21 protein-coding genes are annotated in these 21051 nt (G+C 31.8%); 12 read left to right on the forward strand and 9 right to left on the reverse strand.

From position 1 onward, the window contains the following. Window positions 1-155 precede the first annotated feature (155 nt). Genes mntC through LQ615_RS06565 form a run of 3 tightly spaced genes read right to left on the reverse strand, consistent with a single transcriptional unit; the run spans window position 156 to window position 2623 of the window. Window positions 156-1073 (reverse strand): manganese ABC transporter substrate-binding lipoprotein MntC, encoded by a 918-nt coding sequence (gene mntC / locus LQ615_RS06555; protein WP_239704061.1) that lies wholly within the window; start codon window positions 1071-1073, stop codon window positions 156-158. 9 nt (window positions 1074-1082) lie between these two features. Further along, a complete protein-coding gene (locus LQ615_RS06560) occupies window positions 1083-1910 on the reverse strand; it encodes a metal ABC transporter permease (RefSeq protein ID WP_026023754.1) in 828 nt (275 codons plus the stop codon). Next, complete coding sequence (locus LQ615_RS06565; protein ID WP_017001212.1) at window positions 1910-2623, reverse strand: metal ABC transporter ATP-binding protein; 714 nt, start codon at window positions 2621-2623, stop codon at window positions 1910-1912. The genes LQ615_RS06560 and LQ615_RS06565 overlap by 1 nt, the downstream gene beginning before the upstream one ends. Window positions 2624-2769: 146 nt before the next feature. Here LQ615_RS06565 and LQ615_RS06570 point away from each other — a divergent pair, with 146 nt between their 5' ends. After that, the gene (locus tag LQ615_RS06570; protein ID WP_064211718.1) at window positions 2770-3420 is read left to right on the forward strand and encodes a metal-dependent transcriptional regulator; all 651 of its coding nucleotides are present in this window, start codon (window positions 2770-2772) and stop codon (window positions 3418-3420) included. Window positions 3421-3605: 185 nt separating this feature from the next. Here the strand turns inward: LQ615_RS06570 and LQ615_RS06575 are convergent, their stop codons facing one another. After that, the gene (locus LQ615_RS06575) at window positions 3606-4355 is read right to left on the reverse strand and encodes a M50 family metallopeptidase (protein WP_064211655.1); all 750 of its coding nucleotides are present in this window, start codon (window positions 4353-4355) and stop codon (window positions 3606-3608) included. An 81-nt stretch (window positions 4356-4436) separates the two neighbouring features. After that, window positions 4437-5810, reverse strand: a complete 1374-nt coding sequence (pbp4, locus tag LQ615_RS06580; protein ID WP_239704062.1) for a penicillin-binding protein PBP4 — start codon at window positions 5808-5810, stop codon at window positions 4437-4439. Window positions 5811-5998: 188 nt separating this feature from the next. Here pbp4 and LQ615_RS06585 point away from each other — a divergent pair, with 188 nt between their 5' ends. The 10 genes from LQ615_RS06585 to LQ615_RS06630 all read left to right on the forward strand — a co-directional run bounded on the left by LQ615_RS06585 (window position 5999) and on the right by LQ615_RS06630 (window position 16293). Then, entirely contained in the window at window positions 5999-7723 is a 1725-nt protein-coding gene (locus LQ615_RS06585; protein ID WP_135032576.1) for an ABC transporter ATP-binding protein, read from the forward strand. A gap of 255 nt (window positions 7724-7978) precedes the next feature. After that, entirely contained in the window at window positions 7979-9577 is a 1599-nt protein-coding gene (locus LQ615_RS06590; protein WP_135032578.1) for an L-lactate permease, read from the forward strand. Window positions 9578-9604: 27 nt separating this feature from the next. Then, window positions 9605-10561 (forward strand): L-lactate dehydrogenase, encoded by a 957-nt coding sequence (locus tag LQ615_RS06595; protein WP_017001181.1) that lies wholly within the window; start codon window positions 9605-9607, stop codon window positions 10559-10561. Window positions 10562-10813: 252 nt separating this feature from the next. Beyond that, window positions 10814-11650, forward strand: coding sequence for a YitT family protein (locus LQ615_RS06600; RefSeq protein ID WP_017001182.1), 837 nt, complete (start codon window positions 10814-10816; stop codon window positions 11648-11650). A gap of 220 nt (window positions 11651-11870) precedes the next feature. After that, entirely contained in the window at window positions 11871-12674 is an 804-nt protein-coding gene (locus tag LQ615_RS06605; RefSeq protein ID WP_017001183.1) for an ABC transporter ATP-binding protein, read from the forward strand. A gap of 14 nt (window positions 12675-12688) precedes the next feature. Then, the gene (locus LQ615_RS06610; protein ID WP_017001184.1) at window positions 12689-13693 is read left to right on the forward strand and encodes a FecCD family ABC transporter permease; all 1005 of its coding nucleotides are present in this window, start codon (window positions 12689-12691) and stop codon (window positions 13691-13693) included. Then, window positions 13690-14706, forward strand: a complete 1017-nt coding sequence (locus LQ615_RS06615) for a FecCD family ABC transporter permease (RefSeq protein ID WP_017001185.1) — start codon at window positions 13690-13692, stop codon at window positions 14704-14706. The genes LQ615_RS06610 and LQ615_RS06615 overlap by 4 nt, the downstream gene beginning before the upstream one ends. Before the next feature lie 216 nt (window positions 14707-14922). Continuing rightward, a complete protein-coding gene (amaP, locus tag LQ615_RS06620; protein ID WP_064211668.1) occupies window positions 14923-15462 on the forward strand; it encodes an alkaline shock response membrane anchor protein AmaP in 540 nt (179 codons plus the stop codon). Between the two features lie 23 nt (window positions 15463-15485). Beyond that, entirely contained in the window at window positions 15486-15710 is a 225-nt protein-coding gene (locus tag LQ615_RS06625; protein ID WP_017001187.1) for a DUF2273 domain-containing protein, read from the forward strand. Between the two features lie 67 nt (window positions 15711-15777). Beyond that, complete coding sequence (locus LQ615_RS06630; RefSeq protein ID WP_017001188.1) at window positions 15778-16293, forward strand: Asp23/Gls24 family envelope stress response protein; 516 nt, start codon at window positions 15778-15780, stop codon at window positions 16291-16293. Window positions 16294-16404: 111 nt separating this feature from the next. On the opposite strand, the gene LQ615_RS06635 is transcribed toward LQ615_RS06630, so the two are convergent. Then, window positions 16405-17559 carry an MFS transporter gene (locus tag LQ615_RS06635; protein ID WP_064205191.1) on the reverse strand — a complete coding sequence of 385 codons (1155 nt, stop codon included), beginning with the start codon at window positions 17557-17559 and terminating at the stop codon, window positions 16405-16407. 359 nt (window positions 17560-17918) lie between these two features. On the opposite strand from LQ615_RS06635, the gene LQ615_RS06640 reads away from it, so the two are divergent. Beyond that, window positions 17919-19277, forward strand: coding sequence for a YjiH family protein (locus LQ615_RS06640; protein ID WP_017001189.1), 1359 nt, complete (start codon window positions 17919-17921; stop codon window positions 19275-19277). 161 nt (window positions 19278-19438) lie between these two features. On the opposite strand, the gene LQ615_RS06645 is transcribed toward LQ615_RS06640, so the two are convergent. From LQ615_RS06645 to LQ615_RS06655, 3 genes are all read right to left on the reverse strand, one after another. Beyond that, the gene (locus LQ615_RS06645) at window positions 19439-19780 is read right to left on the reverse strand and encodes a heme oxygenase (protein WP_064205193.1); all 342 of its coding nucleotides are present in this window, start codon (window positions 19778-19780) and stop codon (window positions 19439-19441) included. A gap of 11 nt (window positions 19781-19791) precedes the next feature. After that, window positions 19792-20514 (reverse strand): SDR family NAD(P)-dependent oxidoreductase, encoded by a 723-nt coding sequence (locus LQ615_RS06650; RefSeq protein ID WP_016998969.1) that lies wholly within the window; start codon window positions 20512-20514, stop codon window positions 19792-19794. A gap of 193 nt (window positions 20515-20707) precedes the next feature. After that, complete coding sequence (locus tag LQ615_RS06655; protein ID WP_064211662.1) at window positions 20708-20968, reverse strand: SunI/YnzG family protein; 261 nt, start codon at window positions 20966-20968, stop codon at window positions 20708-20710. Window positions 20969-21051: the final 83 nt, after the last annotated feature.

The following is a 21051-nucleotide window of genomic DNA, read 5'->3' on the forward strand; positions in this document are numbered from 1 at the left end:
GAGGAAATCCTAAAGTGGAATATGGCTTAGGAGTTGCTATAATAGCAATAAACATAAGAAAAATAGTAGATTTAAGAATTAGCAAAACGAGTGTAAGACATAATCAATGTCTCACACTCGTTTTCGTTTATTATATACATGAGGAGGAGGGGTTATTATTTCATTGTGTCATGGATCACTTTGACATTGTGTTCCATCATATTGTAGTAAGAATTACCGTCGGAATCTTTAGTACCGATTGAATCTGTATAGACTTCACCTTGAATTTTTAGGTTTGTTTCTTCAGCTAGAGTCTGCATACTTTTCTTATCTACACTTGTTTCTACTGTTAATGCTTTAAGATTATGATCACGTACAAAGTTTACTGCTTGTTTCATTTGGTCAGGTGTACCTTGTTTTTCTGTGTTTATCTCCCAAATGTAACCAGGAGTAATGTCATAAGCTTTTGCAAAGTATTTAAATGCACCTTCACTTGTAATAAATGCACGTTTTTTCTTATCAATGTCGTTAAATGCTTTCGACATTTCATCGTCTAATTTATCAAGTTTTTCAGTGTATTTATCAGCGTTAGCTTTATAATCATCTTTATGTTCATTATCTAATTTACTAAGATGTTTCTCGATAGTGTTAACGTATTGAATACCATTTTTAATACTTAACCAAGCATGAGGGTCAATTTTCTTTTCATCTCCCTCGCCACCTTTTAAGTATATTGGTTTTACATCTTCAGTAGCTTGAATAACATTTTTGTCAGTGATTTTTTTATTTGCTTGTTCTAATGCTTTTTCAAACCAACCATTACCGCTTTCTAAGTTAAAGCCGTTATAGATAATAATGTCAGCATCTGTAATAGCTTTAACATCTTTAGGTTTAATTTCATATTCGTGGGGGTCTTGACCGATTGGCACTACGCTAGTAATTTCAGCGTTACCTTTAGTAACCTCTTTAGTCATATCACCAAGTATTGAATTCGTCGTAACAATTTTTAGTTTTGAATCGTCTTTAGAGTTAGATTGATTACAACCAGCCAAAACTAAAATAATTGCTATTAAAGGTAATAATAATTTTTTCATAGATGCCTCCTAATTAAATTGAATTTTATTTTTAAGTTTATGTATAGTAAATACTAGTATATAAAATGCACAACTTACTAGGACTATACAAGCTCCACTTGGCAAATTATATAGGTAACTAATATACATGCCACAGGCTGCACTTATTGCACTCAATGTACTTGCAACAATCATCATAGTTTTTAATGACTTAGTAATAAGGAAAGCAGTAGAACTAGGTGTTATAAGCAACGCTACTACTAAGATAATACCGACAGTCTGTAAACTTGCTACTGTTACTAATGCCAATAACATCATGACAAAGTAATGAATTAATCTTGTATTTAGACCACTCATTTTAGCTGCAATTGGATCAAAAGTAGACAAGTGCAGTGGTTTATAGAAAATCACAACACATAAAATTACAATAATGCTCACAATACTTGTGGTATAAAATGCACTTTTTGTTACTGCTAATATATTTCCGAATAGAATATGATACAAATCTGTAGAGGAGTTGATTTGACTAATTAAAATAATACCTATCGAAAAGAATGCTGTGAAAGTAATACCTATTGCGGCATCATTTTTTGTTTTAGAGTTTTGTGAAATAAAACCAATTAAAAAACTTGTCAGCATACCTGTAAAAAGAGCACCTACAAACATTGGTATGTTAAATAAGTAACTGAGCGCTACACCAGGTAATACAGCATGGCTCATTGCATCTCCCATTAATGAAAGACCTCTTAATATAATCAAGCTACCTACAATACCACAAACGATTCCGACTATGATTGAAGTAATCAAAGCTCTACTTAAAAAATTATAATTTACGAGTGATGAAATAAATTCATTCATCATAATACAACGCCATCCTTTAAAAATACCTCTTTTATGTTTTCGTCAGATAATGCTTCGTTAGCAGAGCCAAAGAATTTTAATGATCGATTGAGGAGGATTATTCTATCAAAATATTCTTTAGCTTTTTGAATATCATGATGAACAACTAGAATCAGTTTACCTTCTGATTTTAATTGTCGCAGCAGATTTATCATGATTTCTTCACTTTTGAAGTCAATACCAACAAACGGTTCATCGAGGCATAGAAAGTCACTCTCTTTCATTAATGCTTTCGCTAAAAGAACACGTTGTAATTGACCACCACTTAACTCATTTAGCATTTTATCTTTTAAATTAGTTAACTGAAGTTCATTTAATAATTCATCTCTTTTAATATAAGCTTCTTTCTTCATAGGTCTGAACCAACCTGAAGTTTGATAATAGCCAGTAATTAAACTGTCTTTCACAGTAATAGGGAAATCCAAGTCTAATGAATTTCTCTGCGGAATATAAGTTAGTTCCGTCAGCTGTTGTTTAACTGGCTTATCATTCCATAATGCTTCACCAGTTGCTTTGAATTCACCAAGAATAGATTTAAGCAATGATGATTTACCCGCACCATTGGGTCCCATGATACCAATTAACTCTCCCGATGATTCAATTGTTAAGTTAATATCATGCAATATGTGCTGATGTCCTAATGATAAATTCAAATTCTTAACCTGTAACATGTTATCACCTTTCTCCGAAAATAAGTTTAGGGTAACCTAAACTATGTTTTTAATATAACTGTAAATTATGTTAAAGTCAAGAGATAGCAAGGAAAAATAAATCGTGGTACAATAAAAATATGCTAAAAAAAGTGAGGTCAGAACAAATGTTGACTGAAGAACAAGAAGATTATTTAAAAGCAATATTTGGTTTAAACGGGACGACAGATTATGTATCTAATAAAAATTTAGCACAAGATTTAAATATAAAACCCTCATCTGTTAGTGAGATGATGTTACGTTTAAAGAAAGAGGATTATGTGGATATACGTCCATATAAAGGTGTTAAATTAACTCAAAAAGGTTTAAATCATACTGCAAATATTATTAAGCGTCATAGACTGATAGAACGATTTTTAATAGAGGAATTAGAATACACATGGGATCAAGTACATGAAGAAGCGGAAATTTTAGAACATAGAGTTTCTGAACACTTCATTGAGAAAATAGATAAATTGATGGATTATCCTAAAACATGTCCACACGGTGGAATTATACCGAGAGAAAATCAAATCGAAGAGATTTATAATACGCCACTTAGTACATTTGAAGTAGGCGATAAAATAAAAATCAAACGTGTTATGGACTATGTTAATCTATTAGACTATTTAAGTAATGAAGAATTACTAATAGGTGATATCGTTGAAATCACTAAGAAAGATGAACTTAATCAATTAATAGAATTAAGTTTAAATGGTAAGACGATTATGATTAGCGAAACAAATGCTTCATATATATTCGGAACTAAAGAAGGATAAAATAAAAAGAGGCTAGGACATAAATACATGTCTCAGCCTCTTTTCTTATAATGGCAGTAGCTGACTGGATTAAAGATGCGCTTATATCAAGCTTTTTCCAACCCTAGTCCTACTCCCATTTTTATTTTATAAGAGAAATCTAGATTGGTCGTTTCTTAACTCGATATTATAGTTCTCTAAGTTTTTTAAGGCCATAACGCATTAAATGTATACATAACAGCATATATGTTAATAACAATCCAAAGTATACTAAAGAATAGAGTAGGTATTTTTGTGATTTGTCTAAGTTGACTACCATCCCATTCAGGGCGCTGTCTTGAAAATGTTAATAAAAAGATGGTTATTGTAGATTGGGCAACTTCACCTAATAGCGTACCTAATGCTATGTGGTAAATATAAGTTGTAATTTGAGCAAAATCATGGATGTTTGGAGCAGAAATAACTTCATAAAGTGCAACTGCGATAACTAATAATATAATACTTGGTAGAAATTTTCTTGAAGTTAATGTGACATAAAATAAGAACATGATTAATAATAAAATTAAGAAAATTGGTCCGAATGTATGGTGCTTCATCCAAACACCTATTATTAACATTAAAGGTGGCATAATATAACCAAATAATGTAGTGATGAATTGATTCCATCCAGATTTAGATCCTGTAATAGCATAACCTTGACGACCAGTCTCCATTCGTTCTTTTCTACGCCAAACTACGACTAGATCTTTAGGTTTACCACCGGACAACTTGTTGGCAATAACATGACCCATTTCATGTATTAAAATCGGAAAATAACCTAGTATTATATCAATCATACTCAATATTGGGTGTTGTCTTCTATGATGTACAAAAACATATATTAAGGCAATTAATGTAATAGTTATTAATGATATATTAATTGGTTCTGATAAAAAGTTCGGTAAAAATCGAGTCAAAAAAACGTCACCTCGTGTTTAATAGTCTAATACTATTCTACACTAAAGTGACGTTTTTGTTGTCGGACTTAAGACTTAATGTTATTTTGTATTTTTCTTACGCGCAATCAACCAAGTTAATAATAATATTAAGCCGATAGCAAGTATGATAGATGCTGTCATAAGGATAGGTCTATTATCTGGACTTGTGACTTTATCTTTTGTCTGGTTAAATTTATGTTTTGATGGTGATTCTAATTTGACTGTAGGTGGGCCATAATTATCGTTTATATATGAACGATCATAATCTATATGTGCTTTACCATTTTCTACAACTACTTCGTAATCTACACCTTTTTTAACGACATCGTATAAATCTTCAGTAATGTAATATTTTTTATCATTAATTTTATGAACACCTTTGGAAAGAACTTTTTTCCATTCATATTCGTCGAAAGTTTTCTCCATTAAACTGTTCCCCATCATATTACGTTCTTTTTCACCGCCGACAGTATTATAATCGCCTGCACCAAATAAAATTTGGTTTACTCTTAGTCCATCTCTCTTAGTTGAAAGACTGTGATTGTAATCGGCAATGTCGCTTGATCCTGTCTTTAATCCATCCGTTCCTTCTAAAGACATATCAGCACCTTCAAGAGAATGGTTATATGTGTAGTATGTAACGTAATGTATTGTAGGTGCTACTTTTTTAGTGTATTCCAGAATGCCTGGATAATCGTTTACAAGATGCTGCGTTAATATAGCAAAATCTCTAGAAGTAGAGTAATTCTCTTCATCAGATTGATATCTCTTTGCTTTATATTCCAGTAATAAATTATTGGCAGCGCCGTTAGAATTATAAAACTGAGTATGTTCCATTCCTAATTCTTTAGCAGTTTCATTCATATAGTCTATAAAATCAGAGTCTAAATCTTTTTTCTGTTGTTTTGAGGCAGTATTATTATTTGAATCTTTATCTTTATCTTCGATTTTTTTAGCAGAGCCAATATTTTCAGCTTTCATTGTTTCTCTACCTAAAATCATAGCGCCAGCATTTGAAGAATTAGATATTGTAATTTGCATTAATTCTGAAATTGTATAAACATCACCTGGGTATAATTTAGTATTACTTAATTCAGGTAAAGTAGATAATCGGTATTCTTCGTCAGTCATTTTAACTGTATCATCTTCTTTTAACTTTCCACTTTTAATTGCTTTTTCAGTTAAATATAAAGTCATAAGTTTAGACATACTTGCCGGATACCATTTTTTATCTATTTGATACTCATACATAATTTGACCAGTTTTTGAGCTGTAGTTAATAGCCCCCTCGGGTTGATATATTTCGCCTAAGTTATACCCGTATTCATTAGCTACTTGTGTAGGTGACTTTTCATTATCAGCTGCATAAGCATTTTGGTTCAAAGTAATATTAATTAAAACCAATGAGAAAAATAATAATAAACATTTTTTCATTAATAAAACCTCTTTATTCTTTTTTTAAAATAACTACATCATTTTAACATATTTTTATAATTCTCCCTAGAAAAAAATTACAATTGTATATTAAAATATTGTAAATTTAAAGCTATTATGAGAGATTAATATAGGGAAATATTGTAAAATGATGATGAGATAATAAATTGAGATAATGAGGTTTTAAAATGAAGACAGAGAATTCGTTGTTTTATTTACTGAAAAAAGTAGACTGGCCAAAGAAAATGGTCGTTACCGCCATGATTCTATCTATTTTAGGCAGTTTGAGTGGATTGTTAGTTCCATTATTTACGGGACAATTAGTAGATACATTCAATGCTGAAAATTTAGATTTAAGAATGGTTTGGTTATTTATAGTTATTTTTCTAGCTAATGCTATTTTAAGTGGTTTTGGTACATACTTATTGAGTAAAATCGGTGAGAAAACGATTTATTCAATACGAGAAAAATTGTGGAGACATTTAATAAAACTGAACATGAGATTTTTTGATAAAAATGAAAGTGGTCAACTCATGAGTAGAATTACTGACGATACAAATGTCATCAATTTATTCATTTCAGAAAAAGCGCCAAGTGTTTTACCTTCACTGTTAACGTTGATTGGTTCTGTAGCTATGTTGTTTATTTTAGATTGGCAAATGACACTTATAACATTTATCATATTGCCATTATTTATCGCTATTATGATTCCTCTTGGAAAAAGTATGGGTAAGATTTCTAAAGCGACACAAACAGAAATTGCGAATTTTAGTGGTTTGTTGGGCAGAGTGCTCACAGAAATGAGATTAGTAAAAGTTACTACCTCTGAGGAAAAAGAGTTAGAAAAGACAAAAACAACATTATTAGATATCTATAAATTAGGATTAAAAGAAGCTAAAATAAGAGCTATTATATCACCGTTATCAGGAATTATTATGATGTTAACGGTGGCTATTATATTAGGATTTGGTGGAATCCGAGTTTCAAGTGGTGCAATCACAGCTGGTACATTAGTAGCTATGATATTCTATGTTATTCAATTATCAGCTCCTATATTAAACTTTTCCATGTTTATAACAGACTATAAGAAAGCAGTAGGAGCGAGCGAAAGAATATATGAAATTTATCAAGAACCGACAGAGCCAATAGGCGATGAAAACAATTATTTACCTCATGAAAAAAATGACATATTATTTGAAAATGTTACATTTAGCTATGAGAAAGATGAAGAAGTTATAAAAGATTTATCCTTAACAATTCGTTCAGGAGAAGTAACAGCAATTGTAGGTCCTTCTGGATCAGGTAAAAGTACATTATTTAGCTTGTTAGAACGATTTTATCCTGTAGATAAAGGTGTTATCAAATATGGTAATGAATTAATTGAAGATATACCTTTAAGATTTTGGAGACAAAAAATTGGATACGTTATGCAATCTAACGCAATGATGTCAGGAACAATTAGAGATAATTTAACATATGGTATAAATGAGACTGTAAGTGATGAAACTTTAATTCATAACACAAAAATGGCCAACTGTTATGATTTTATTATGAAATTTCCTCAAGGATTTGAAACTGAAATTGGGGAAAGAGGTACAAAATTATCAGGTGGTCAAAGACAGAGAATTGATATTGCGAGAAGTTTTATTAAAAATCCAGACATCTTGTTACTAGATGAAGCGACAGCTAATTTAGATAGTGAAAGTGAGTACTATATTCAACAGGCTTTAAATGAGTTAATGAAAGACCGTACTACTGTCGTAATAGCACATAGACTTGCAACTATTAAAAAAGCTGATCAAATTATCTTTTTAGATAACGGAGAAGTGACAGGTAAAGGAACTCATGGAGAACTTATTAAAAACCATGAAAAATATAGACATTTTGTGAAGACGCAAAGTTTAGTAGAATAAAATTATAAATTATAAAAAATGTTCTTTAAAGTTGACGAAAATAACTTTAAAGAACATTTTTTATGTAAACGCAAACATTATTGTTAAATAAGGAGTTATAAAAATTAATGAAAACAGGCGTAAAAATTTATGTGAAAATATTCACAAAAACACTTGACCACAGTGATACCAAGTGCTATATTTACATTGTGAAAAGAATCACAAAAAGAAAGATGCGCATCTTAAAATAAATAAAATAGAAAGAAGATGTCTAATGTGTTAATAAATAATATTAATCCCTTTGACAATATTGCATTATCAGCAATTGTGGCAAGCATACCTATTATATTATTTTTATTATGTTTAACAGTTTTTAAAATGAAAGGTATTTATGCTTCTATTACAACGCTCATCGTAACGATAATAATAGCTTTAGTAGTTTTTGAGTTACCAAAAATTGTTGCCTTAGGGGGAATTATAGAAGGTTTCTTCCAAGGTATTCTACCAATAGGTTACATCGTGGTTATGGCAGTATGGTTATATAAAGTTTCAAATGGAACAGGGCAATTCAGTATTATTCAAGATAGTATAGCAGGTATATCTCAAGACCAACGTATACAGTTGTTATTAATAGGTTTTAGTTTCAATGCATTTTTAGAAGGTGCAGCTGGATTTGGTGTACCTATAGCAATTTGTAGTGTGTTGCTTATACAACTTGGTTTCAGACCGTTACAAGCTGCAATGTTATGTTTAATCGCTAATGGAGCAGCCGGAGCATTTGGTGCTATAGGCCTCCCAGTAGTCGTGATAGATACGCTAGGCCTACAAGGTAATATAAGTAGTTTAGATGTTTCTCAAATATCAACATTAACTTTACCAATCATAAACTTTATTATTCCATTTTTATTAGTCATGATTTTAGATGGATTTAAGGGTATAAAAGAAATATTACCAATGTTATTAGTAGTTAGTCTTACTTACTCTGGACTTCAATTAATATTGACATATTTCCAAGGACCTGAGTTAGCGGACATTATCCCTCCGTTATTATCAATGGTTGCATTAGCAGTATTTTCTAAATTTTATCAACCGAAAAAAATATTTAGAGTTTCAGACGCTGAATTTAAACAAGCAAACAAGCATACAGTTAAGTCTATTCTATATGCATGGAGTCCGTTCTATATTTTAACGATATTTGTGATGATATGGAGTGCACCATTCTTTAAAGCATTATTTGCACCAGATGGACCATTATCATTTTTAGTATGGAACATTAGTATTCCAGGTACGATGAATGAAATCACAAACAAACTTATAACACTAAAAATAGACATTTTTAGCGCAACAGGTACAGCTATATTAATTTCAATTATTATAACAGTTCTTATTTCCAAACATTTCAAATTTAATGAAGCATTTCAATTATTAGGTTTAACAATCAAAGAATTATGGTTACCTATTTTGACAATTTGTTTCATATTAGCAATAGCAAAAGTAACTACTTATGGTGGTTTAACAGCAGCTATGGGTCTTGGCATCGCAAAAGCTGGTAGTATATTCCCATTACTATCTCCGGTGTTAGGTTGGATTGGGGTATTTATGACAGGATCAGTAGTCAATAACAATACATTATTCGCACCAATTCAAGCTTCAGTAGCTAGCCAAATCGGTACTAGTGGCCCTTTATTAGTAGCAGCTAATACTGCAGGTGGTGTAGCAGCAAAACTTATATCACCTCAATCTATAGCAATCGCCACAGCAGCTGTAGGTCAGGTCGGAAAAGAATCAGAATTATTGAAAATGACTTTAAAATACAGTGTAGGAATAGTCATCTTCATTTGTATTTGGACGTTCGTACTTTCATTTATTATATAAAAATTTAAAATTTGAGGAGAGATTTTGATGAAACAATTTAAAGGTAATAAAGTAGTATTAGTAGGTAACGGATTTGTAGGTTCTAGTTATGCATTCTCAATGATTAACCAAGGTATTTGTGATGAATTTGTTATCATCGATTTAGATAAGAAGAAAGTAAATGGAGATGTAATGGATTTAAATCATGGTTCAGTGTATGGGCCATCACCAATGAAAGTAAAAGCGGGAGAATACAAAGATTGTGAAGATGCTGATTTGGTTGTTATTTGTGCAGGAGCAGCTCAAAAACCTGGCGAAACAAGATTAGATTTAGTAGCGAAAAACATGAAAATATTTAAAAATATAGTAACTGAAATAATGGATTCAGGATTTGATGGCATTTTCTTAATTGCGACTAACCCAGTAGATATACTTTCGTATGCTACGATGAAATTCTCAGGTTTACCAAAAGAACGTGTAATAGGTTCTGGAACAATATTAGACACAGCACGTTTTAAATATTTATTAAGCGAAGAATTTGATGTAGCCCCTCAAAGTGTACACGCTAATATTATTGGTGAGCATGGCGATTCTGAATTAGCAGTTTGGTCACACGCCAATATTGCTGGTAAACCATTACGTTCTATAATTGAAAAAGATGAAACACGCAAACATAGAGTTGAAGAAATTTTTGTAGAGACAAGAGATGCAGCATATGAAATTATTGAATCAAAAGGTGCTACTTTTTATGGAGTAGCAATGGGCTTAATGCGCATTACTAAAGCAATATTAAACAACCAAGATGTTGTACTAACAGTTTCAGCATATTTAGAAGGTGAGTATGGACACGAAGATGTTTATATCGGTGTACCAGCACTTGTAAATAGAACAGGTGTAAGGGAAGTTATTGAAATGCCACTTAATGATGAAGAAACAAGATTGTTCGATAATTCAGTAAAAGTGCTAAAAGACATTCAAGCACCATTTGAAAAAGAGTTTAAGTAAATGATAAGCTACTGACAATATAATAATGAAGAGTTCGGGATAAAGAATCCCTATCTTTAAATAGTACTCCTAATTCGTTCATTAAGAAATTGACGAATTAGGAGTATTTATATGCGATTTCTAATAACTCTTTCTAGAGTTAGGGCAAAAATTATCTTACGACCCTTTTTTATAAATATCGGCATGTTGAGGCGATTAGCTGTTTGTGGTAGTATCAGTATGTCAATTGAAAAACTAAAAGGAGGTAAGGTCATGAAAAATAGATTACTAAGAGATATGATATTAATAATTGTAGGTTCATTTGTCTTTTCTGCAGGTGTTAATACATTTATTATATCTGCTAACCTAGGTGAAGGTGGCGTGACGGGTATTTCGCTAATCTTACTTTATGCGTTTGATATTGCGCCAGCTTGGTCTACGTTTATTTTAAATGCGGTATTAATTGCATTAGGTTATAAATTCTTGAGTAAGAGAAGCACAGTATATACTATTATTGCTGTAATACTCATATCCGTATTCTTAGGAGTGACGGATTCATGGGCATTAGATTCTAGTGAAATACTTATTAATGCTGTGTTTGGCGGATTTACGGTTGGCTTAGGTATAGGTTTAATCGTATTATCAGGTGGCACAACAGCAGGAACAACAATATTAGCGAGAATTGCTCATAAGTATTTAGATGTGAACACATCATATGCTCTTCTATTTTTTGACCTTATCGTAGTTCTATTTTCATTAACTGTTATGCCTGTAGAAAAAGCATTAATAACTGTCGTTGCATTATATATAGGAACAAAAGTTATGGACTTTGTAATTGAAGGATTGAACCCTAAAAAGGCTGTTACAATCATTTCTCAAAACCCAGATCAAATAGCAAAAATGATAGATGAAAAAATAGGTAGAGGTTGTACCATTTTAAATGGTAGAGGTTACTATTCAAAAAAAGATACTGATGTATTATACGTTGTCATTGCCAAAACGCAATTGACAAGAACAAAACGAATGATTAGAAAATTTGATGAAAATGCGTTTGTCGTTGTCCATGATGTAAGAGATGTACTTGGGAACGGATTCTTACTTGACGAATAAAACATAAAAGCTAGGACAAAAAGTTCTAGCTTTTTTAACATGTTTATTTTTATTAAATGTGTAATATGAGTGAAATTATTCATATATTGATAGAAATCACTATTATTAAATGATATAATACGTAAGTACGAGTGATGATAATCATTATCATTTAACTACAATTAAAAATTAACGCAACGCATATATTATAGATTTATTTTAAACGGAAAGAGGGTTCACTATGAATCGATTAACGGGAGAAGCCATTTCAATAGGTTATGGAGATAAAGCAATAGTTAGTGATTTAACTTTAGAGGTACCTGATGGGAAGATTACTTCTATTATAGGGCCGAATGGTTGTGGAAAATCAACATTACTTAAAGCATTAAGTCGTATTTTAAATGTACAATCAGGGCAAGTTGTTTTAGATGGCAAAAATCTACATTCAACATCTACTAAAGAAATCGCAAAGAAAATTGCAATATTACCTCAGTCACCTGACGTTGCAGATGGATTAACAGTTGGAGAACTCGTTTCTTATGGCCGTTATCCACATCAAAAAGGATTTGGAAGATTATCAAAAAAAGACAAAGAAGAAATAGAATGGGCGCTTAACGTTACGGGCACTCATGATTTTAAATATAGAGCAATTAACGATTTAAGTGGTGGTCAAAGACAACGTGTATGGATTGCTATGGCACTCGCACAAAAGACAGATATCATATTCCTAGACGAACCAACAACATATTTAGATATTTCTCACCAACTCGAAATTCTAGAACTTGTACAAGAGTTAAATAAAGAACAAGGTTGCACAATTATTATGGTGTTACATGATATTAACCAAGCAATCAGATTCTCAGATCATTTAATAGCTATGAAAGCTGGAGATATTGTTGCTCAAGGCGAAACAGAACAAGTATTAACAAATGAAATTCTAGAAGAAGTGTTTAATATTGACGCTGAATTATCTACGGATCCTAGAACTGGGAAACCTATGCTTGTTACTTATAATCTTTTATGTAAACACTATACTAAGTTATAAAAGGATGGCAACATATGAGTCAATCAAAAACAGTTAAAGAAAATCGCTATCCAATTATCTTAACAGTTACAATTATTTTACTTGTAGCTGTTTTACTTCTGTCATTTTTATTTGGAGCAAAAGACACATCATTACAAATGGTATATAACGCAATATTTAATTATAATCCAAGTATCGAAGAACATAATATTTTAAGAGAGATAAGAATACCTAGGGAAATAGGAGCTGTTGTCGTTGGGATGGCACTTGCAGTATCTGGTGCAGTTATGCAAGGTGTTACTCGAAACGGATTAGCTGATCCAGGTTTACTTGGTTTAAATGCTGGAGCTAGTATGATGCTAGCTTTAACTTTAGCAGTTATTCCAAATGCAGGTTATTTCACCCTTATGTTTGCAGGATTTATAGGTGCAGGTATAGGTGGTATTCTTGTCATGAGCGTAGGCTCCTCTAAACGCGGTGGTTTTAACCCGATGAGGTTAGTATTAGCAGGTGCCGCAGTATCTGCATTATTGACAGCTGCAAGTGAAGGAATCGCATTGATATTTAGATTAAACCAAACTTTAACATTTTGGAGCGTTGGTGGCGTAAGTGGTACAAACTGGAAACAGCTTGCGATTTCTACACCGATTGTTCTAGTTATTTTAATTGTTTTAGTTATAATGAGCAGACAATTAACGATACTTAGCCTAGGAGATACACTATCAAAAGGATTAGGACAAAATAGTAATGTTGTGCGATATACAAGTTTAGTATCCACGATGTTTTTAGCAGGGATTGCTGTATCAATAGTAGGGCAAATAGCATTCGTAGGTTTGATGGTGCCACACATAGTAAGATTTATAGTCGGTACAGACTATAAACGTGTTATACCTTTAACAGCAGTAATGGGTGGTTTTATATTACTTTTAGCTGACATGATAGCACGAATGTTAGGAGAAGCTCCAATAGGTGCTGTAATTTCTATAATAGGTGTACCGTTCTTCCTTTATCTTGTAAGAAGGGACGGTAAGATATTATGATACATCCAAAAATAGTTAGAAAACAGAGAATAACACTTGTCGTTTTAATTATAGCATTAATCGCATCAATGGCATTCGCTATGACGACAGGCGAATTTAAGATGTCATTCATTCAATTCTTTAAAACACTATTTGGTCAAGGTAATGAACTAGATTCAATGGTATTGTATGAATTTAGAATGCCGAGAATGTTAATAACGATATTAGCTGGAGCAAGTTTAGCTTTAAGTGGAGCAATTTTGCAAAGTGTTACTAAGAATCCCCTTGCTGAACCAGGTATATTAGGTATTAATGCAGGAAGCGGGTTTATGATTGCTTTATTCTTAGTTGTCGGTACTGTACAACCAGGTGATTTTGTATATGTACTTCCAATGGTAAGTATGGTCGGTGGTATAGCGACGGCGATGGTTATATTCATGTTTAGTTATAAAAAAGGAGAAGGCATTAACCCCGTGAGAATGGTATTGATTGGTGTCGGCTTATCAACTGCATTGAGTGGTGCTTCCATTACAATTATGTCTACATTTGATCAAGATCAAATGGAATTTATCGCAAGATGGTTTGCAGGTAATATTTGGGGCGATGAATGGCCGTTCGTATTTGCATTTATACCATGGTTAATCATAGTTATGCCATTCCTATTTTATAAAGCTAATGTACTAAATGTACTCAGTACAAATGAACAAATATCGGTTTCATTCGGTATAAACAATAATAGAGAACGTATTTTACTCGTATTTTTAGCAGTCGTATTGTCATCTGCAGCCGTATCAGTAGCAGGTGGTATCGGATTTGTTGGACTTATGGGGCCGCATATTGCAAGAAGTATTGTGGGACCAAGACATCAACTATATTTACCAATAGCAGTATTAAACGGAGCTATACTCCTGGTTGTCGCAGATACAATTGGTAAAATAGTACTAGAACCAAATGGCTTGCCAGCAGGTATTATTGTAGCAATAGTAGGCGCGCCATACTTCTTATACTTAATGCAAAAATCAGCACATATATAATAATTTGAGATATCAATATTTATATTTAATAATAATCCCTAATCAGTTGGAAGATTTAATTCAACAGGTTAGGGATTTTTTTATTGTTGGAAATAAGAGTAGTTAATAAAAAATTTTACCAAAAAATGAAATAATGAGTTGAAAACGTTTCTAAAATCATTTTAGGGGTATAACTAATACTAGCAATAGAACTTTACATAGGAGGTGCAGTTGCCAGTGAGAAGATTAAAGAATTTTTTCCTAGGCTTATTCATCATAGTAGTAGTGGGCACGCTTCTTTTTATGTACTTGGATATTAGTCAAATAACAAGCTATCAACAGGAACTATTAAAATATAATTGGTTCCAACCGACATTGATTGCTTGTGCAGGGGTTTTAATATTCTTTGGTTTATTAATGTTCTTTGCAGCATTTAAACCGACACATAAGAAACCAGGCTTACATCGTGATTATGAGGATGGGCACATATACATTACTAGAAATTCGATTGAAAAATGTGTTTATCGTACAATCCAGAAATACGACGAAGTACGACAACCAAATGTTATAGCAAAGTTGTACAATAAGAAAAATAATTCTTATGCAACGATTAAAGCAGATTTCTTTGTTGTATCTGAAACGAATGGTATTCAATCATTAACGGAAAATATGAAGAACGATATTAAGCAAAATGTTGAGCATTTTTCCGAAATACCTGTCAAAAACATTGAAATTAATGTTAGAGACCAGAAAACAAGTGATACAAGAGTTTTATAGACTAAGGATAGGAGGTTCCGGTTATGCCAAATGAAAATCAAGATCCAAATCAACTCATTAATTTTATTAAAGAGTATAAATGGAGAATTGTTGGGTTTATTGCGATGTTAATATTAGCAGTTTTATTTTTAACAATTGGTTTTTGGAAAACGGTATTGATTCTTGTCCTATGTTTAATAGGTATAGGACTAGGGTACATTAAAGACTGTACTCAGCAGTTTTTAAATTTCTTAAACCGAATAAGTTAAACTGCATTATTAAATAAATAAAGAAACTATAAATTAAATTAAACTATTTTAAGGGAGAGATTCTATTATGGCAAATTTAGACAACAATAAAGCAAAAAGTAGTTACAATGAACAAACTGGTGTAAATGATCAAGTACGTGAAAACCAACAACAACAGCAAGAACAAGTTCAAGAACAACAATTTTCAAATACATTATCATTCTCTGATGAAGTAATAGAGAAAATTGCTGGTATTGCTGCTAGAGAGGTAAGAGGTATTTTAGATATGAAAGGCGGCTTTGCTTCTAGTTTAACTGACCGTTTCACATCTGGAAACAATGTAACACAAGGTGTTTCTGTAGAAGTAGGAGAAAAACAAGCTGCTGTAGATTTAAAAGTTATTTTAGAATATGGTGAATCAGCTCCGAAAATTTTCAAAAAAGTTGCTGACTTAGTAAAAGAACAAGTTAAACATATGACTGGTCTTGAAGTTGTTGAAGTAAACATGCATGTAGATGATGTTATGAGTAAGAAAGAATATGAACAAAAAAATTCTTCAAATGAAGATGGTCAATCACAAGGTAATAACAAAGAATTACAATAATGAATAAAAAACAGGCTGGGACATATCAATGTCTCAGCCTGTGTCATGTTTGTCAGGGGCGAGACTATGAAATCTTTTTTGAAAATAAGATTTCTGTCTTGCTCCCTTTTTTTATACTATTTTTGGTTGTTTTTTAATTGTTAAACATATCAATAAAGCGATAAAGCTAAGCGCTCCAGCTACATATAAGCTTGAAACTACATTAAAGTAAGTTACAAAAATACCACCTAATAATGAGCCAGCTCCGATACCAGCGTTCAAGCTAGACATATTCCAACTCATCGCTGCACTAGTATCTCCTTCTATTTGAGAAATAATACCTATTTGAACTGGTGGGTTAGAACCCCATTGTACGATATTCCAAACGAATACACCTATTAGAGTGATGATTAATATTGGTAAGAAAGATTGGAATATAAACATAAGTACTGTATATGTACTTAATGATATGATTAACCAGTTTTTACTACCTATAGCATCAGTAATATAACCGCCTAGTGATGTACCTAAAATTGCTCCGATTCCTGCGACTAATAGTACAAGAGAAACAATATTTAAGTCATAACCATATATAGATAATAATGGGCTAATATATGTGATAACAACATAGTTTGCAGCAAGTATTAGAAATGTAATGCTTAAATATTTGACTACTTCTAAAGGCTGTAAGATCTTATAACTATGATTTTGAGGTGTAGGCTCATCAGCATTATTTATTTTGTCACTAGAAATATTAATAGAAATTAGAATAAATGCTACTACGCCAACTAAACAAATAAATAGAAATGTCATTCTCCAACCAACAAGGTCTCCGATCTTAGTACCTAAAGGAACACCTAAAACGTTTGAAGCGCTAAAACCTGTATAAACAAGACCTATCATTTTCCCGCGTTGACTTGGTTTTGAATAAATAACAGTTAAAGCTAAAATTTTAACAACAATGATTGCAGCAGCGGCAGATGATAATACTCTCCCAATCACTAAAATTGTAAAATTAGGTGAAAATGCGATAATCCCGTTACCGATAATAAATAAAATCATGCTAATCATTAATACTAATTTAGGTGAAAAATTCTTTGTAAGCTTAACAAGTATCGGACCACTAATAGCGAATGTTAATGCATAAACAGTTACAAGTTGTCCTACAATTGCTTCTGATATATTCATATCTGCACTCATCAGTGTTAAAATACCAGCAATCATCAATTCAACCATTCCTACTACAAAAACACTCAACATAAATGTGACTAATCGTGATTTTGACATTTTATTACTCCTTCTTTTTTACATATAAACATGATTATAACAGTGTGATATGCAAAAATACAGACAAAATTTAATAACCGGACGATTGAGAATTCAACTCATAATATATGTATAAAAATATAGTAGAACATGATTAAACAAGGATTAATATACGTGAAATATACAAATTATTGAATGATTAAAATATATTAGTGACTTGAAATAAGACTATTTAATTATAAATAGTCTTATTTATTATATATTCTCCCGATTTTTAATGACAGCGCTTACAAAAAAATATATAATAAAAATAGGAAAGAATAGGATTGAATATTTATAAAATATTGTGTATAGTTAATCTTGCGTAAAGGAGCATACATATGAAAGAAACAAGTGTTTTAGTTGGTAGATTAAAATTTATAATATTATCGTTACTAGGAATTTATTTATTTTTAATACCTGTCTCAGTAACAGATGAGGACGGGAAGACTTCAACAAGTCTGCCAGTAGCGTTTTTAGCTAATAAAACTTTAGAGTTTTTAGGCAATTCATCAGGATTAATTATCATGTTATTAATATCAGTATCTGCGATATTAACGATTATTTATTCTACAGTATTCAAGACTTCTACAAAACGTACTATCACGAATGAACTTTTTAATGTTAATTGGATTTGGGTAGTTATTAGAATTTTAGGAGCACTGTTTGCAATCTCGGTATATTTTAATGTCGGTCCCGGGGTTGTGCTTAATGAAAATACTGGGGTAATGGTTTATAACGACTTATTACCAACATTATTAGCGGTATTTTTCTTTGCTGGATTGTTTCTACCATTATTAATGGATTTTGGTTTATTAGAATTTCTAGGCCCAATGTTTGCGCCAGTTATGAGACCATTATTTAAATTACCAGGTAGATCAACAGTTGATAATTTAGCTTCATTTATTGGAGATGGAACAGTAGGGGTTATGATTACGAGTCAACAATATGAACAAGGATTTTATACAAGACGTGAAGCGACAGTTATTGCAACAACATTTTCAGTTGTGTCAATTACATTTGCTATTGTTATTGCTCAAACGATAGGGCTTGTAGACCACTTCTTTAAATTCTATTTATCTGTAATTATAGCTTGTGTTGTAGCCGCATTTATTATGCCAAGAATATGGCCACTTAAACAAATACCGGATCAATATTCAAATGGTAGTACTGAAAAATTAAATGAAACGATTCCTAAGACACACAATCCATTAACATGGGGGTTTCAACAAGCCACTGATAAAGCAGTTGTGTCTCCAGGATTAAAACAATTTTTCATTAATGGTATAAAAACTGTATTAGATATGTGGTTGGCTGTATTGCCAGTCGTTATGGCTATCGGTACATTGGCTACAATTGTAGCAGAATATACACCGTTATTTAGTATATTAGGTGCACCGTTTGTACCATTATTAGAATTAATGCAAATACCTTATGCACATGAAGCTTCAGAAACTTTATTAATAGGGTTTGCTGATATGTTCTTACCATCATTATTAATTAGTGATGTGCCTAGTGATATGACAAGATTCATCGTCGGAGCATTGAGCATCTCGCAATTAATCTACTTATCAGAAGTAGGGGGCGTTATTTTAGGATCTAAAATACCAGTCAGTTTAGGTAAGTTATTTATGATTTATATTATACGTACAATCATTGCATTACCTATTATTGTTATCATGGCTCATATATTCTTTTAATTAAAAGAGAGTGCTGAGAAATCTCATTTTGGTAAAAAGATTTTGTATGCCCACCTCAGCAAGGATGCCTATATAAATAAAAAGTCCGAGACATTTATAAATGTCTCGGACTTTTTATTATGAATGCTTATGCTTTATTGTGCATATAAGTCTAATTATTTTTATTTAGGGTCTAGTGATGTTTCAACTTTAGCAATTGCGAGTTCAGAACCTAGCATTGGTGAATCGCTTTGTTCATTCTCGGATTTATCATCTTCAGATTTATCATCACGATTATGTGCTTGTTTAAAAGCATCACTTGTTTTCCAAGCTTCGAAGTCTTCTAAAGTTTCCCACCACATATTTACATGTAATAAATCATGTTCTTCTATATCTTGCATATTCCAAGTTTCAACTTTAATGAAACCTTTCATTTCTTGTAATGCGCCACCTTTAGTAAACATTGGTGCTAATTTTTCTGCATAGCCTTTTTTCATTTTAATTCTATTCGTTACAACATACATCTAAATCACTCCTATTGTTTTGGTGTTGGGTTTGTAGCCCAAATTTGTGCTGTTTTCATGAAAGTTCTAGGTTGAAGTTTTAACTGAGATACAACGACATCTGCCACGTCTTCTGCATGTGTCATCGTTTCTTCTTGTAACTTAGGTTCTCCAATTAAATCTGTGAGTACAGCTGAAGGTGTTAAATAAGAAACTCTAATATTATGTTTTCTCATTTCTTGCATAATTCCTTCAGTCATTCCAATGACTGCATATTTTGTAGCAGCGTAAATACTGCTTGTAGCATTAGCTTTAAGTCCTGACATTGAAGCGATATTTATAACATCTCCGCTTTTTTGTTTAACTAAATAAGGGAGAGATTCTTGTAGTACATAGTATATTCCTTTGACGTTAGTATCAAAAAGTTGGTCAAACTCTTCTTCATCTACTTCTAAAAAAGGATTGTTTTTCATAACGCCTGCATTATTAATAACAATATCGATAGAACCGAGTGCATGGTGAGCATCTTCTATAAATTTTTGTACATCATTTTTGCGAGCAATATTAGCGTCTTTATAAAATATATTTACATCAAATTCTTTTAGTTCATCAGCAGTTTCTTTTAGAGTATCAAGATTCCTACTTGTGATTGCAATATTAACACCTTCACGTGCTAAAGCAATTGCGATAGATTTACCGATTCCTCTAGAACCGCCTGTGATAATGGCGTTTAAGCCTGATAAACTTCTTAACATAATTGGCATCACTCCTTAACTCTATGTTAGCACGCTATGAAAAAGTAGCATAATATTTTAACTACTTAAAAAGGAGAGATACAGAATTTTTATTTAAAAAAGATTTCGTCGCACCTCCCCAGTCATCTACTGCTATTACAATAAATTAGGCTGAGACAAAAATATGTCTCAGCCTGTTTATTATTTCTAAGTATTATTTAGTTAATTCGTTATAAATTTTCTTATCGGCATGTGTATATATAATGTATTCTTTATCGTCTGTATTAATAATGACACGATTTGTTTTACCAAAAGTTGAACCAATTCTTACAACGTGATCTTGGTCTTCATTAGACAATGCATGAATGTCTTGATCTTCCTTAACCTCTTTGATTTCGTCATTTGGAATAGTAATGTCAGCTACTCTCCAGTGAATATGAACTTGATTATTATCCTTTGATACTCTCATTGCCATATCTAACACATCCTTTTGTTTGATAGCTATATCATAACGTATTATGAATTCGTTTTCAATAGAAAACAGTAAAAATGTGTTAC

The organism is Mammaliicoccus sp. C-M13, assembly GCF_022386845.1.
In the GTDB taxonomy this organism is placed as follows: domain Bacteria; phylum Bacillota; class Bacilli; order Staphylococcales; family Staphylococcaceae; genus Mammaliicoccus; species Mammaliicoccus lentus.

What these genes read in the sequence shown, in the direction of transcription:
- LQ615_RS06560 (WP_026023754.1), bottom strand. Translation starts at nt 1,910, where the DNA reads ATGAATGAATTTATTTCATCACTCGTAAATTATAATTTTTTAAGTAGA.
- LQ615_RS06605 (WP_017001183.1), top strand. Translation starts at nt 11,871, where the DNA reads ATGAATCGATTAACGGGAGAAGCCATTTCAATAGGTTATGGAGATAAA.
- LQ615_RS06630 (WP_017001188.1), top strand. Translation starts at nt 15,778, where the DNA reads ATGGCAAATTTAGACAACAATAAAGCAAAAAGTAGTTACAATGAACAA.
- LQ615_RS06610 (WP_017001184.1), top strand. Translation starts at nt 12,689, where the DNA reads ATGAGTCAATCAAAAACAGTTAAAGAAAATCGCTATCCAATTATCTTA.
- LQ615_RS06615 (WP_017001185.1), top strand. Translation starts at nt 13,690, where the DNA reads ATGATACATCCAAAAATAGTTAGAAAACAGAGAATAACACTTGTCGTT.
- LQ615_RS06645 (WP_064205193.1), bottom strand. Translation starts at nt 19,780, where the DNA reads ATGTATGTTGTAACGAATAGAATTAAAATGAAAAAAGGCTATGCAGAA.
- LQ615_RS06565 (WP_017001212.1), bottom strand. Translation starts at nt 2,623, where the DNA reads ATGTTACAGGTTAAGAATTTGAATTTATCATTAGGACATCAGCACATA.
- LQ615_RS06585 (WP_135032576.1), top strand. Translation starts at nt 5,999, where the DNA reads ATGAAGACAGAGAATTCGTTGTTTTATTTACTGAAAAAAGTAGACTGG.
- LQ615_RS06625 (WP_017001187.1), top strand. Translation starts at nt 15,486, where the DNA reads ATGCCAAATGAAAATCAAGATCCAAATCAACTCATTAATTTTATTAAA.
- LQ615_RS06595 (WP_017001181.1), top strand. Translation starts at nt 9,605, where the DNA reads ATGAAACAATTTAAAGGTAATAAAGTAGTATTAGTAGGTAACGGATTT.
- LQ615_RS06655 (WP_064211662.1), bottom strand. Translation starts at nt 20,968, where the DNA reads ATGGCAATGAGAGTATCAAAGGATAATAATCAAGTTCATATTCACTGG.
- LQ615_RS06635 (WP_064205191.1), bottom strand. Translation starts at nt 17,559, where the DNA reads ATGTCAAAATCACGATTAGTCACATTTATGTTGAGTGTTTTTGTAGTA.
- LQ615_RS06600 (WP_017001182.1), top strand. Translation starts at nt 10,814, where the DNA reads ATGAAAAATAGATTACTAAGAGATATGATATTAATAATTGTAGGTTCA.
- LQ615_RS06570 (WP_064211718.1), top strand. Translation starts at nt 2,770, where the DNA reads ATGTTGACTGAAGAACAAGAAGATTATTTAAAAGCAATATTTGGTTTA.
- LQ615_RS06650 (WP_016998969.1), bottom strand. Translation starts at nt 20,514, where the DNA reads ATGTTAAGAAGTTTATCAGGCTTAAACGCCATTATCACAGGCGGTTCT.
- pbp4 (WP_239704062.1), bottom strand. Translation starts at nt 5,810, where the DNA reads ATGAAAAAATGTTTATTATTATTTTTCTCATTGGTTTTAATTAATATT.
- LQ615_RS06640 (WP_017001189.1), top strand. Translation starts at nt 17,919, where the DNA reads ATGAAAGAAACAAGTGTTTTAGTTGGTAGATTAAAATTTATAATATTA.
- mntC (WP_239704061.1), bottom strand. Translation starts at nt 1,073, where the DNA reads ATGAAAAAATTATTATTACCTTTAATAGCAATTATTTTAGTTTTGGCT.